This window comes from Pantoea alhagi, assembly GCF_002101395.1.
Taxonomy (GTDB): Bacteria; Pseudomonadota; Gammaproteobacteria; order Enterobacterales; family Enterobacteriaceae; genus Mixta; species Mixta alhagi.
This window is the reverse complement of sequence record NZ_CP019706.1, coordinates 3,445,618-3,459,303: the sequence shown is the minus strand read 5'-3', so window position 1 is coordinate 3,459,303 and position 13,686 is coordinate 3,445,618. Positions and strand designations below refer to the sequence as shown.

The following is a 13,686-nucleotide window of genomic DNA, read 5'->3' as shown; positions in this document are numbered from 1 at the left end:
CAGTATGCCTGACACCTGCCGTTCAGGCTGCGAAGCCCATCACTAAATTTTTTTGTTTTTTAACAATAAAATGGCCCGGTCACATAATATGCGACCGGGCCGCTAATCATTACTACCAGGATGTTTATTCCGTCAGGATAGTTTGCACCTGTACCGGACCGGAGTTGTAATAGTTGCCCCAGGGGCCTGGCCCCCAGAAACCAGGATGGTGACGTCCCGGACCATACCAGATCCAGGGATCGATCGGCTGCATCGGCATAACAACCTGCTGCTGTAAACGCCAGCGTTGATAGCCCGCGACATCTACCACCACAAAGTTGTAGCTGGCCTTGCCGATCTCGCCTTTTTCACTGCCCCTGATGGTGCCGACCACCGTTACCATTTGGTTATTCACATCAACCGGATCGACAAAGCCGTTGATATCGGCCCAGATACGACCAACCGAGGCGGCATTCAATCGGGGCCGCGCGGTGTCATCCAGCGGCTGAGTGGCGATTTCCAGTCGCGTGCGGCCGTTAAGGTTAGTGACTTTTACCACCTTACCGCCGAAGCGCGCCTCCTGTCCGACATAAAGCTGAGGGGCGTTCATAACCCGCAGCAAATCCTGCTGCGGCACAGGCGAACGACCTTTAACGGTATCCGGGACGGTCACGCAGCCAGCCAGCAGCAGCGTAGCTACCAGCAGAGCTGCTTTGTTATTAAGATATTTACGCATAGCTTTCTCCAGAAACCTGCCTGATTAGACTATTGCGTAATAAATAAGTTGCCGCCAGTCTATTCACGTCCCGGTAGTTTTTTCCATGCCACTTCATTGCGTAGATAGGCGGGTTCCACCTGCTCCGGCGGTAAGGCAGCGCCCTGCTGCCAGAGCTGCTGCGCCAACGGCAACATCGCCTCCGCCGCAGGCAGGGTAATATCGCTGGCGTGCAGCGTCAGCGGGCTTTCCGCCATCAGATGCGGCCAGGCGGCCCAGCCAGTGCCGACCGTCATCCATTCGCCAGAAAGCTGCTGCATCCGCGCCAGCGCCGCTTCCGGCTTCAGCACCGCCTCACTCGCGGCGCCCTGCCACTGACCATCATCAGCGCGCTGATATTCCGCCCAGTAGACTTCCCCCATGCGCGCATCAATCGCCGCCAGCACGCGGCGAGCGCCATGATGCTGCCAGGCGGCTTCCGCCATGGTCATCAGCGTGGAAATACCCAGCAGCGGCAGGCCTGCGCCAAACGCCAGTCCCTGCGCAATGCCAATGCCGATGCGTACGCCGGTAAAACTGCCCGGCCCACGACCGAATGCCAGCGCGTCCAGCTGCGACAACGTTATCTGATGGCGCGTCAGCATCTCTTCTACCATTGGCAGAATACGCTGCGTATGTTCGCGTGCGCAAAGTTCAAAATGGGCGTCAACGACACCGTCCAGCAACAGCGCTACCGAACAGGCTTCAGTAGCAGTATCAAGAGCTAAAATTCGCGCGGACATAACAACCTCAGGCGAGAAATTTTTTTCGGCGCGCATCTTAGCACAGCCACCAGGGAATTACTTCTCATCGGGACGATGCAGGAAGCTGACCGCCTGCTGCAGATCGCGGGTACGTGGCGTGGGCGGCAGGCTATTAAGAAATACTGCGCCATAAGGCCGCATGACCAGGCGGTTATCGCAAATAACCAGCACGCCACGATCTTCCACGTCGCGGATCAGGCGTCCAACGCCCTGCTTCAGGGTGATCACCGCATCGGGCAACTGCACCTCATCAAAAGGATCGCCTCCGCGCAGGCGGCAATCCTCCATACGCGCCTTTAGCAGGGGATCGTCTGGCGAGGTAAAGGGCAGTTTATCGATAATCACCAGCGACAGCGCATCGCCGGGAACATCTACCCCTTCCCAGAAGCTGCTGGTTGCCACCAGCAGCGCGTTGCCCGCCTCAATAAACTGTTTCAGCAGCTGCGCTTTGCCCGTTTCGCCCTGCAGCAGCACCGGCAGCGTCAGGCTGGCGCGAAACTCCTCCGCCAGCGCACGCATCATCTGATGCGAAGTACAGAGGAAAAAGCAGCGGCCATTATTCGCTTCGATCAGCGGCAGCAGGCGGCGCGCCAACTGTTTAGCCCCGCCCGGCTGGTTAGGCGACGGCAGATCGCGCGGCACACAAAGCAAAGCCTGACGCGCATAGTCAAACGGACTGTTCAGGATCATGCTTTGCGCCTGATGCACGCCAAGCCGATCCATAAAGTGGGTCATTTTTTCATTTACCGCCAGCGTGGCAGAGGTAAAGATCCAGGCAGCCGGGCGTTCGCTGATCACTTCACGAAAGCGCTCGGCAACCGAAAGCGGCGTCAGCGCCAGCACAAAATGTCGCGAACTACATTCATACCAGTAGCTAAAGCCAGGCTCGCTAATATTTTTTAATCGCTTCAGGCGATTACGATACTGTGAAGCCCGCTCGAAGGCGGCGTCCAGCAGCGCCGAGCGTCCCAGCGACATTTTCGCCACGTCATAACACAGCTCCAGCGCATCATCCAGCAATGTCAGGGCGCGCTGTACATCACGGTCACTGAGGATCTCGCGCAGATTGCCGCGAAAACCGGGATCGCCTAACGCCAGACGGAAGTCCTGAGCGCTTTGCGCCAGCCGGTCGGCCGCTTTTTGCAATTGCTGGACGTCGCGCACTTCGGTGCGATAGGCGATGGTAATATCTTTCGCCAGATCCAGCAGCTGTCGGCTGGTGAGCTGTTGACCAAAATATTGGCTGGCGATATCGGGCACCTGATGCGCTTCGTCGAAGATCATCACGTCCGCTTCGGGGATCAGTTCAGCAAATCCACTCTCTTTAACCACCATATCTGCCAGGAAAAGATGGTGGTTAACCACCACTACGTCGGCATCCATCGCCCGACGACGCGCCTTGACCACAAAGCAATCTTTATAGAGCGGACAATCATTACCGAGGCAGTTATCGTTGGTACTGGTCACCAGCGGCCAGATTGCACTGTCTTCCGCCACGCCGCTACAGCCGCTGATGTCGCCATCCGACGTTTCGCTGGCCCAGCGGCGCAGATAAACCAGATCGCTGAGGGTCTGGACGGTCAGCTCGCCGCCGGTCATGCTCTGCTGTTCCAGCCGTTCAAGGCAAAGATAGTTAGAGCGCCCTTTCAGCAACGCCGTTTTACCTTTATACGCCAGCGCCTTCGCCACTTTTGGCAGATCGCGGCTGTAAAGCTGATCCTGTAACGCTTTTGATCCGGTGGAGATAATCGCTTTCTTGCCGGCACGTAATACCGGCACCAGGTAGGCGTAGGTTTTTCCCGTGCCGGTTCCCGCTTCTACTACCAGCTCGCCGCGATGCTCAATCGCCTGCGTGACCGCTACGGCCATTTGCTGCTGCGCCTCACGCGGCCGGAAACCGGGTATTGCCTGCGCTAAAGCGCCATCGGCTGCAAAATCGTCTGCCACATATCCTCTCTGGTTGCGTTAAAACGGCCTGATTATACCTGAAATAATTCGAGCGGCTGGCGGCAAAAGCATCACCCCGTCCTCATTTTAATGACAGCGCAGGCTTAACTGTGCCAGGCTAACGGCGAAAAAACGGAATAAGGAAATAAGCTATGTCAGTTACCCGTATTGATCCTGAACATCGTATGTCGGAAGCGGTGATCCACAACGATACCGTCTATTACACCAGCGTGCCGGAGAATCTGGATGAAGATGCTGAAGCGCAAACGGCGAATGCGCTGGCGGTTATCGACCGGTTGCTGACTCGCGTGGGTTCAGATAAAAGCCGCATTCTGGACGCCACTATTTTTCTGGTTGATAAAGCGGATTTTGCCGCGATGAACCGGGCCTGGGATGCCTGGGTTTCACCAGACAATGCCCCGGTGCGCTGCACCGTTCAGGCCGGTTTAATGAACCCAAAATATAAAGTAGAAATTAAAATTATTGCCGCGCTCAATCCCGCCTGATCAGGCCTCATCATCCTCATCTTCTTCGAAGAGTGCTGCGACATGTCCGCCAGTATGCGTCTGGCGGATCTCCTGGGCCACACGGGTAATGGCCTCTCCGCTACTCATTCCTTCGGCCATCAGTTTGTGGATACGCTCCACCGCCTGTTGCTGCTGTTCATGGCTTAACGCCGGTAAACCTGTAGACATAATGGCTCCTGTTATTAATTGAAACGGACAACAACGTGCCTGAACTTCCCGCGCGTTGGGTTGGTCAGCCGCATGAATATTTTACGGTAAACAAACAGATGCCAGCAGCGAAAAAATATGCCAGGCTTGCCGTTTGACCACCACTAACGCTGCTAAAAGTGATGCCTGTAGTCTACCACGCTTTACCCTATACACCTGATGCGCTTTCTGAACTCTTTGGTCGCGTCGCCCATTTGCCCTGGGCGATGCTGCTCAGCTCCGGTTCTGCCGACCATCCTGACAGCCGTTTCGATATTATGGTGGCTGACCCTGTTGCCACGCTGGAGACACACGGAGAGGTAACCCGCATCCGTAAAGGTGACGTTGTCACCGAATCAGCAGCAGATCCGCTGAGCTTACTGCAGGCAGAGCAGGCCAGCCTGCTCTCTGCGGTTGCGCCGCGTGACGATTTGCCGTTTCAGGGCGGCGCGCTTGGCCTGTTTGGTTATGATTTAGGGCGCCGGTTTGAACGCCTGCCGCAGCAGGCCATTGCGGATATCGCCACGCCAGATATGGCGACGGGCATCTATAACTGGGCGTTGATAGCTGATCATCAGCATCAAACGCTTACGCTGGTCGATCATCAGCCCGCAGATGCGCGGCTGCGCTGGCTGAATAACCTGCCGCCACCGATCGCTGCGCCGTTTCGTCTGACCCGCCGCTGGCAGTCAAACATGACGCCGGAAGGCTACCGTGAGCGTTTCGAGCGTATTCAGGCCTGGCTGCAGGCTGGCGACTGCTATCAGGTCAATCTGGCGCAACGCTTTCAGGCAAGCTATGAAGGCAATGAATGGCAGGCGTTTCAGCGACTTAATGAGAGCAACCGTGCGCCCTTTAGCGCCTTTTTACGTTTGCCGGATAGCGTTATTCTTAGCCTGTCGCCGGAGCGTTTCCTTTCGTTAAAGCACGATGTTATCGAAACCCGGCCCATTAAGGGAACGCTGCCGCGTCTGGCGGACGAGCAGGCCGATCGGTTGCAGGCGCGCAAACTGGCGGAATCGGAAAAGGATCGTGCCGAGAACCTGATGATTGTCGACCTGCTGCGTAATGATATTGGCCGCGTCGCGGTGCCAGGCAGCGTGCGGGTGCCGGAGCTGTTTGTGGTTGAACCTTTTCCTGCCGTACATCATCTGGTCAGTACCATCCGCGCCCGCCTGAAGCCGGAGCTGAGCGCCTGCGATCTGCTGCGTGCCTGCTTTCCGGGCGGATCGATTACCGGTGCCCCCAAGGTACGGGCGATGGAGATCATTGAAGCGTTAGAGCCGCAGCGCCGTAACGCCTGGTGCGGCAGCATCGGTTATCTGAGCTGCTGCGGCAGAATGGACAGCAGCATTACCATTCGCACGCTGATTGCGGAACGCGGTCAGCTTTACTGTGCGGCAGGCGGCGGTATCGTTGCCGACAGCGAGGCGGAACTGGAATATCAGGAGACGTTGCATAAGCTGGGCCGCATTTTACCGTTGCTGGAGGATGGTGCGCCTGATGACCCTGCCGCTGACGCTTGATAGTTTTCTGACCCGTTTCCAGCTCCAGCCTCCACCGCCGTCGCCCGGTTTTTTGCCCGCCCGTCGCCAGGCGGCGGTACTGGTGCCGATTGTTGCCCGCCCCGAGCCGGGTCTGCTGCTCACGCGCCGTGCGCCCTGGCTGCGCAAGCATGCAGGCCAGGTGGCTTTTCCCGGCGGCATGCGCGATGCCAGCGATCCCTCTCTGTGCTTTACCGCATTGCGTGAGGCACAGGAAGAGATCGCGCTGCAGGCGCAGGATGTGCGTCTTATTGGCACCTTACCCGTGGTAGGCAGCAGCAGCGGCTTTCAGGTAACGCCGGTAGTAGGGATTATTCCGCCCGATCTGCCGCTCCAGCCCAGCGCTGATGAAGTGGATGCCATTTTTGAAATGCCATTGCAGGAGGCGCTGCGTCTTTCACGTTATACGTCGCTGGAGATTCACCGTGAAGGCATGATGCATCAGGTCTGGCTATCCTGGTATCAGGACTATTTTGTCTGGGGCATGACGGCTGGCATTATCCGCCAGCTTAGCTTACAGATAATGCCGGAACTGGCGACGTGATAACCAAATAAATGTTGGGCAAAAAGTACCCTTTCCGTGATTTTTCACTAAATTTTCCTGGGTTAGCGATCCAAATCACTTCCCTATTCCCACAAAATAGTTATATTTGGCGCGCCGACTCATCAGGAAGTTTCTGAGGTGTTTCGCATTAATCAGGTTCAGGCAGCCAGCCAGCGCAACGGGTTTTCGTTCGGCTTTAACGTGAAGCATGACAGGTATACAGGCAGTGCATTTCGCTGCGAGATTAATAGTTAAGGAGCGTATAGCGTGATTAGCGTTTTCGACATGTTTAAGATCGGCATTGGCCCGTCGAGTTCCCATACCCTGGGCCCAATGAAAGCCGGCAAACAGTTTGTCGATGATTTGAGCCGGGATAACCGGTTACTGGACGTTACGCGCATCGCCGTGGAAGTGTACGGCTCGCTTTCGCTCACCGGTAAAGGACACCATACCGATATCGCCATTATTATGGGGCTTTCCGGCGCCTCGCCTGAAAGCGTGGATATTGATGCGATCCCTGCCTTTATTCGTGATGTTGAACAGCGCGAGCGTCTGCTGCTGGCAAACGGTCAGCATGAGGTCGATTTTCCGCGCGAAGGCGGCATGAATTTCCGCAGCGAAAACCTTTCACGCCATGAGAACGCTATGCGTATCCATGCGTTTGCTGGCGAAACCTGCATCTACAGTAAAACCTATTACTCCATTGGCGGCGGTTTTATCGTTGATGACGAGCATTTTGGCGAACCGGTGCTGGATGAAGTTTCGGTGCCTTATGCGTTTAACTCGGCGAAAGAGCTGCTGGCGCACTGCCGCGAAACCGGGCTTTCTGTATCCGGCCTGGTGATGAAGAATGAGCTGGCATTGCATAGTCGCCAGGAGATTGAGAGCTATTTTGCTGCCGTCTGGCAGACAATGCGCGACTGTATCGATCGCGGACTGAATACCGAAGGCGTACTGCCTGGCCCGCTACGGGTTCCGCGCCGTGCGGCTGCGCTGCGTCGGATGCTGGTCTCTTCCGGCAAGCACTCTAACGATCCGATGATTGTTATCGACTGGGTGAATATGTTTGCGCTGGCGGTGAATGAAGAGAACGCTGCCGGTGGACGCGTTGTTACTGCCCCGACTAACGGTGCCTGCGGCATCGTGCCTGCGGTGCTGGCCTATTACGACCATTTTATCGAATCGGTAAGCCCCGATATTTTCATTCGCTATTTCCTGGCATCGGGTGCTGTCGGCACGCTGTATAAGATGAATGCTTCCATCTCCGGTGCGGAAGTCGGCTGCCAGGGCGAAGTGGGCGTGGCCTGCTCCATGGCGGCGGCAGGACTGGCGGAGCTGTTAGGTGCCAGCCCGGAACAGGTATGCGTTGCCGCAGAGATCGGTATGGAGCATAACCTTGGTCTGACCTGCGATCCGGTTGCCGGCCAGGTGCAGGTTCCCTGCATCGAGCGTAACGCTATCGCCTCGGTAAAAGCGATTAACTCGGCGCGCATGGCGCTGCGCCGTACCAGCGAGCCGCGTGTGTCGCTGGATAAAGTGATCGAGACGATGTACGAGACCGGCAAAGATATGAACGCCAAATATCGTGAAACTTCACGCGGTGGCCTGGCGATTAAGGTGCAGTGCGATTAAATATCACTTGCCTGAGCCGCATTTTGAGCGCGGCTCAGGCTTATTATAAGGTACCTGGTGCCCGCACATGGATATCAGGTGTCGTGTGGCTGCCCTGCATGCGCAGGCTCCTTTTATTAATTCCTCTTTCAGGACGCTTCATCACGACTCAGCCGGGACGGCTTGCTGTTGCTCTCTGAGGCCCAACGCTTACTCCCACAGACGCGTCTTTTTCTCCAACGTCGCTAAACTTAATGCCGCTGATGCCGATATGGAAATGTCGGAATTTTATTTGGGTGTAAAGGGTGGCTACGGATGCAAATATCCCAGCAGATTATTGGACAACTTCGCCGTAAAAGGCTGTTTATCGCGTCGATAGTCGCTGCACTGGTGCTTATCCTTACACTCACTTTTCGCTACTTAGAAGAAAAAAAGCGGATAGAGCAGCAGTCGCAACAGTTTGCCAGTAACGCTATTCAGCGTTTCGATCGCCTTTTCTCACCGCTGGACGTAGCAGCAAATAATACCGTCGGCCTGGTTGGGCTTAAATGCAACGATATCCGCTTTCTGCTGCATGAAAAAATCTCCGCCATGCAAACCGTGCGTGCCATCCTGTTAGTGGATAAGAATCGTGTTTACTGCTCCAGCGTGTTTGGCGATCAATCGCTCATCTTCAATGAAACTTACCCCGAACTGGCAGTAGATAATCAGCGCATGACGCTGGGCGTGGACAACGTTCTGATTAAAGGATCGCCGATTTTACTGCTCTGGACCGCCAGTTCGCTGGATAATCGCAGCGGCATTTTGCAGGTTATCAATATCGAATTGATGAGCCGCTATCTGCTGGAGCCAACGCAGCCCTGGGTAGAGCGCGCGGTGTTTAATATCGGTGGCAAAAGCCTGGAGTATGGTAATCCGCTAATTGAAAATACCCGCCCGGCAGAAGGTGAAGTCAGCTATCAACAGAGCTCATTGCGCTACCCTTTTACCATTATCCTGTACGGACCAGCGCCTACCCAGTTGGCCTTGCTGTCACTGCCTTCACAGCTGCCGCTCGCCCTGCTGCTTAGCCTGCTAACCGGCTATATTGTCTGGCTGGCGACAGCTAACCGCATGAGCTTCTCCTGGCAAATCGGCTATGGTCTCTCTGCGCATGAATTTATGGTGTACTGCCAGCCGCTTATCGATAGCCGCACCGGTAACTGCGACGGCATTGAGCTCTTGCTGCGCTGGCATAACTCGCGTCAGGGCTGGATACCGCCGGATCTGTTTATTCCGCTGGCCGAGCGACATAATCTTATTGCTCCACTGACCCGCTTTGTCCTTAACGAAACCGTGCGCCATTTGCCGCAACTGCCGCATACCGCTGATTTTCATATTGCTATTAACGTTGCCGCCAGCCATTTTCATAACCAGGCCATTATTGATGACTTGCAAAAAATCTGGTGGCCGGCTAATCCGCTACCACGATTAGTGGTGGAGTTAACGGAGCGTGATGCATTGCCGTTGATGGATCAAAGTGTGGTGGCCCAGCTGCAACAGTCAGGCATCAGGGTCGCGATTGACGATTTTGGTACCGGCCACAGCTCGCTTTCCTATCTGAAAACCCTAAGCCCGGATGTGTTGAAGCTGGATAAGATTTTTACCGCTGCCATTGGCACCGATGCGATTAACGCAACGGTAACCGATATGGTAATTTCTCTGGCGCAGCGACTGCATATCAGACTGGTGGCGGAAGGCGTGGAAACTGCCGAGCAGGCCAGCTATTTGCGCCAGCGCGGCGTGGATACCTTACAGGGCTACTACTATGCTCGTCCGATGCCGCTGGAAGCATTTCCGGCATGGCTGGCTCAGCATCAGGCCAGCCTGCCAGAGTAACTGCCGGGACGCGCTGTCCCGGCAATCGCATTAACTTTCTTCTTCGTCCTGCGGCCGATCCTTGATGATACGCACCAAATCAATACGATAATCGGTCGCTTCGACAATCATGAAATGCAACGGCGGCATATCGATCGTCTCCCCTGGCAACGGAAGCTGACCTTTCTGCGCAATCAGCAGGCCGGCCAGCGAAGCGTGATTATCGCCTGGCTTAACCAGATCGAAGTAGTCGAGCCGCTGCTGCAGCGAATGCAAATCGGTGCCGCCTTTTGCCAGCCAGCTATCGCCATCAACAACAATATCTGGCGTTTCATCTTCATCCGGGAACTCACCGGCGATTGCTTCCAGCACGTCCAGCGGCGTCACCAGCCCCTGTACCACACCAAATTCATTGGTCACCAGCACAAAGCTGCCTTTTGCCCGACGCAGCACGCCCAGTAAGTTAATGGGGTCCAGCGTTTCCGGGACGATCAGCGGCGGCGATGAGGCGGCGAAAGTATGAATATTCATGCCCTGCTCCAGCGCCACCAGAAGATCTTTGGCACGCACGATGCCGATAACCTCATCCAGCTCGCCACGGCAAACCGGAAACAGGCTGTGCGGCGTATCCAGCAGCTGCATGCGGATCTCATCCAGTGGCTTAGTGGCATCCACCCAGGAAATCTCTCCGCGCGGCGTCATGATGCTGCGAATCGAGCGCGAGGCCAGCGTTAATACGCCGTTAATCATATAGCGTTCTTCATCCTTGAAGGTTTCCTGCGGCAGCTTTGGATTTTCTACGGTACTCTGCCCCGCTTCCACGCTTGCTGCTCCGCCACGACGTCCGCCCATCAGACGTAAGATCGCTTCTGCGGTACGTTCACGCATGGGGCGATGCGACTGATGACGGATAAAATTGCGCCGGGCGATCTGGTTGAACAACTCAATCAGAATCGAGAAGCCAATCGCCGCATAGAGATACCCTTTAGGAATATGGAAACCAAACCCTTCAGCTACCAGGCTCAGACCAATCATCAGCAGGAAGCTCAGACAGAGCACTACCACGGTCGGATGCGCATTCACGAAATTGGTGAGCGGTTTGGAGGCCAGCAGCATAATGCCCATCGCGATCACCACGGCGGTCATCATAACCGGTAAATGGTTCACCATGCCCACGGCGGTAATGACCGCATCCAGCGAGAAAACAGCGTCCAGCACCACAATCTGAGCCACCACCGCCCAGAAGCTGGCGTAGCTTTTATTGCCGTTGCTGTCGTGCGGATGGTTTTCCAGCCGCTCATGCAGCTCCATCGTGGCCTTGAACAGCAAAAAGAGACCGCCCGCCAGCAGGATAAGATCGCGTCCGGCAAAGCTAAACTGCCCAATGCTGAACAGCGGTCGCGTCAGGGTTACCATCCAGGAGATTAACGACAGCAGGCCCAGACGCATCAGCAGCGCCAGCGACAGGCCAATCAGACGCGCTTTGTCACGCTCTTTTGGCGGCAGCTTATCGGCGAGAATGGCGATAAAAACCAGGTTATCAATCCCCAGCACGATCTCCAGAACAATAAGCGTCAGCAGACCGGCCCAAATCGAAGGGTCTAAAAGAAATTCCATAACAGACTCCGAAAAATGCAGCAGGAAAACCGAACGCCGGGTTCAACAACCGTAGCGCGGCAGAACAGGAAAGCAGAACCGAGGGTGACGCCAGAAGGCGTTAACAAAGAAGCCGGATGACCCGGTGGCGTGAATAAAAGACGTCGGTGACAGTCCATAGGGAGGGCTGAGGCCCGTTACTCCTGTATTGAAAAAGAGGAAATGATATTAGCAGTTGACACAGGGTCGTCAAAATAATTTCTCATAGTTAATAAAAATTTACGCATCTTGATTACTTATATTAATTATTCGTTTCGAAATGATAAGCCTGTAAATAACTGAGGCGGGTCACAAAATTTATTTTTTCACTCACTAAAATAAATCCCGAAGTTATCTTTAGGTTGTCAGTTATATAAAAAGAAGCGCTCCGCTGACGGCAAGGCCTGCATGTTCATTACCGTTGAAACAGCAACGCCCGGATAACAGCGTTGGCGAATCGGTTTTGGACTGAATCGCTCAATAATGAAAACGGAGGTAGCAAGTGACTATTGCTATTGTAATCGGCACACACGGTTGGGCGGCGGAGCAGCTGCTCAAAACCGCCGAAATGCTATTAGGTGAGCAGCAAAACATTGGCTGGATCGATTTCGTGCCAGGTGAAAATGCTGAAACCCTGATTGAAAAATACCACGCGCGTCTCGCTGAGCTCGATACCAGCAAAGGCGTGCTTTTTCTGGTCGACACCTGGGGAGGAAGTCCGTTCAACGCGGCGAGCCGTATCGTCGTGGATAAACAGCAGCATGAGGTTATTGCGGGCGTCAACATTCCTATGTTGGTGGAAACCCTGATGGCGCGGGATGACGATCCTGCCTTTGACGAGCTGGTCGCCATTGCAGTGGAAACCGGCCGTGAAGGCGTGAAAGCGCTGAAAGCCGAAGCGCCGGAAGCGGTTGCGGCGCCAGCGGCCCCTGCGCGTTCAGCCGCGCCGCAGCCGGTGCTGGGTCCGGAAGATCATATGAAAATCGGTCTGGTACGTATTGATGACCGTCTGATCCATGGTCAGGTGGCGACGCGCTGGACCAAGGAGACCAACGTTAACCGCATTATCGTCGTTAGTGATGAAGTGGCGGCCGATAAGGTGCGTAAAACGCTGCTCACCCAGGTGGCGCCGCCAGGCGTCAGCGCGCACGTGGTAGATATCGATAAAATGGTCCGCGTCTGGAATAACCCAAAGTATGCCCACGATCGCGTCATGCTGCTGTTCACCAATCCGACCGATGTGGTGCGGGTCGTTGAGCAGGGCGTTGAGGTGAAATCAGTCAACATCGGCGGCATGGCCTTCCGCCAGGGGAAAACGCAGGTCAACAACGCTGTTTCTGTGGATGACAAAGATATCGAAGCGTTTAAAAAACTCAACGCTCGCGGTATCGAACTGGAAGTCAGAAAAGTCTCCAACGATCCACGACTGAAAATGATGGATCTGATCGCCAAAATGAACCACTGATCGCCATCCCACGCGCCTGATATTTCAGGTTTCATGTAGTTTTACTCTGTCACAGGAGAAGTGCAATGGAAGTCACCACTCTACAAATTGCGCTGGTGTTTATTGTCGCCTGTATTGCCGGTGTGGAATCCATTCTGGATGAGTTCCAGTTTCACCGGCCGCTGGTCGCCTGTACCTTAATCGGCGCCGTGCTGGGCGATATGAAAACCGGCATTATTATCGGCGGTACGCTGGAGATGATCGCGCTGGGCTGGATGAATATCGGCGCAGCCGTCGCACCGGACGCCGCGCTGGCCTCGATCATTTCCACCATCCTGGTGATTGCCGGCGGTCAGAGCATCGGTGCCGGTATCGCCCTGGCGATCCCTCTGGCCGCTGCAGGTCAGGTATTAACCATTATCGTGCGTACTATCACCGTTGCTTTCCAGCACGCGGCAGATAAAGCGGCGGATAAAGGTAACCTCACCGCCATTTCATGGATCCACGTCACCGCGCTGATTCTGCAGGCAATGCGTATCGCTATCCCCGCAGTGATTGTGGCGGTATCGGTAGGTACCGACGCGGTCCAGAATATGCTGAACGCCATCCCGGAAGTGGTTACCAACGGTCTGAATATTGCGGGTGGCATGATTGTGGTAGTGGGCTATGCGATGGTTATCAATATGATGCGCGCTGGCTATCTGATGCCGTTTTTCTACCTGGGCTTTGTTACCGCCGCCTTTACCGATTTCAACCTGGTTGCGCTGGGCGTGATTGGCGCGGTAATGGCTGCGCTTTATATTCAGCTCAGTCCCAAATATAACCGTGCCGCTGGTGGCGCTGCGCCTGCCTCAGGCCCGGCCCGGAACGACCTGGATAACGAATTAGATTAAG

The 13,686-nt window shown here is 55.2% G+C and carries 12 protein-coding genes; 7 read left to right on the top strand and 5 right to left on the bottom strand.

What is annotated here, in order from left to right; translation table 11 throughout:
• Nucleotides 1-124: 124 nt before the first annotated feature.
• The 3 genes from B1H58_RS16340 to B1H58_RS16330 are packed head-to-tail and all read right to left on the bottom strand — an operon-like array spanning nt 125 to nt 3,444.
• Complete coding sequence (locus B1H58_RS16340) at nt 125-715, bottom strand: Slp/YeaY family lipoprotein (RefSeq protein ID WP_085071519.1); 591 nt, start codon at nt 713-715, stop codon at nt 125-127.
• Nucleotides 716-774: 59 nt separating this feature from the next.
• Nucleotides 775-1,476 carry a tRNA (adenosine(37)-N6)-threonylcarbamoyltransferase complex dimerization subunit type 1 TsaB gene (tsaB, locus tag B1H58_RS16335; RefSeq protein WP_085072346.1) on the bottom strand — a complete coding sequence of 234 codons (702 nt, stop codon included), beginning with the start codon at nt 1,474-1,476 and terminating at the stop codon, nt 775-777.
• Between the two features lie 57 nt (nt 1,477-1,533).
• The gene (locus B1H58_RS16330; RefSeq protein ID WP_085071518.1) at nt 1,534-3,444 is read right to left on the bottom strand and encodes an ATP-dependent DNA helicase; all 1,911 of its coding nucleotides are present in this window, start codon (nt 3,442-3,444) and stop codon (nt 1,534-1,536) included.
• A gap of 152 nt (nt 3,445-3,596) precedes the next feature.
• Between B1H58_RS16330 and B1H58_RS16325 the strand changes: the two genes are divergently transcribed.
• The gene (locus B1H58_RS16325; RefSeq protein WP_085071517.1) at nt 3,597-3,950 is read left to right on the top strand and encodes a RidA family protein; all 354 of its coding nucleotides are present in this window, start codon (nt 3,597-3,599) and stop codon (nt 3,948-3,950) included.
• Here B1H58_RS16325 and B1H58_RS16320 read toward each other — a convergent pair whose 3' ends face one another.
• Complete coding sequence (locus B1H58_RS16320) at nt 3,951-4,139, bottom strand: YoaH family protein (protein ID WP_085071516.1); 189 nt, start codon at nt 4,137-4,139, stop codon at nt 3,951-3,953.
• A 161-nt stretch (nt 4,140-4,300) separates the two neighbouring features.
• Between B1H58_RS16320 and pabB the strand changes: the two genes are divergently transcribed.
• The 4 genes from pabB to B1H58_RS16300 all read left to right on the top strand — a co-directional run bounded on the left by pabB (nt 4,301) and on the right by B1H58_RS16300 (nt 9,734).
• Entirely contained in the window at nt 4,301-5,683 is a 1,383-nt protein-coding gene (pabB, locus tag B1H58_RS16315) for an aminodeoxychorismate synthase component 1 (protein WP_085071515.1), read from the top strand.
• On the top strand, nt 5,661-6,245 hold the full coding sequence (locus B1H58_RS16310; RefSeq protein WP_085072345.1) for a CoA pyrophosphatase: 585 nt from the start codon (nt 5,661-5,663) through the stop codon (nt 6,243-6,245). Before pabB ends, B1H58_RS16310 begins: the two co-directional genes overlap by 23 nt.
• Before the next feature lie 267 nt (nt 6,246-6,512).
• Nucleotides 6,513-7,877 carry an L-serine ammonia-lyase gene (locus B1H58_RS16305; protein WP_085071514.1) on the top strand — a complete coding sequence of 455 codons (1,365 nt, stop codon included), beginning with the start codon at nt 6,513-6,515 and terminating at the stop codon, nt 7,875-7,877.
• A 294-nt stretch (nt 7,878-8,171) separates the two neighbouring features.
• Complete coding sequence (locus B1H58_RS16300; RefSeq protein ID WP_085071513.1) at nt 8,172-9,734, top strand: EAL domain-containing protein; 1,563 nt, start codon at nt 8,172-8,174, stop codon at nt 9,732-9,734.
• 30 nt (nt 9,735-9,764) lie between these two features.
• Here B1H58_RS16300 and B1H58_RS16295 read toward each other — a convergent pair whose 3' ends face one another.
• On the bottom strand, nt 9,765-11,330 hold the full coding sequence (locus B1H58_RS16295; RefSeq protein WP_085071512.1) for a TerC family protein: 1,566 nt from the start codon (nt 11,328-11,330) through the stop codon (nt 9,765-9,767).
• A gap of 520 nt (nt 11,331-11,850) precedes the next feature.
• On the opposite strand from B1H58_RS16295, the gene manX reads away from it, so the two are divergent.
• Together manX and B1H58_RS16285 are read left to right on the top strand one after the other, a co-directional pair.
• The gene (gene manX / locus B1H58_RS16290) at nt 11,851-12,813 is read left to right on the top strand and encodes a PTS mannose transporter subunit IIAB (protein ID WP_085071511.1); all 963 of its coding nucleotides are present in this window, start codon (nt 11,851-11,853) and stop codon (nt 12,811-12,813) included.
• Nucleotides 12,814-12,878: 65 nt separating this feature from the next.
• Nucleotides 12,879-13,685, top strand: coding sequence for a PTS mannose/fructose/sorbose transporter subunit IIC (locus B1H58_RS16285; RefSeq protein ID WP_085071510.1), 807 nt, complete (start codon nt 12,879-12,881; stop codon nt 13,683-13,685).
• Nucleotide 13,686: the final 1 nt, after the last annotated feature.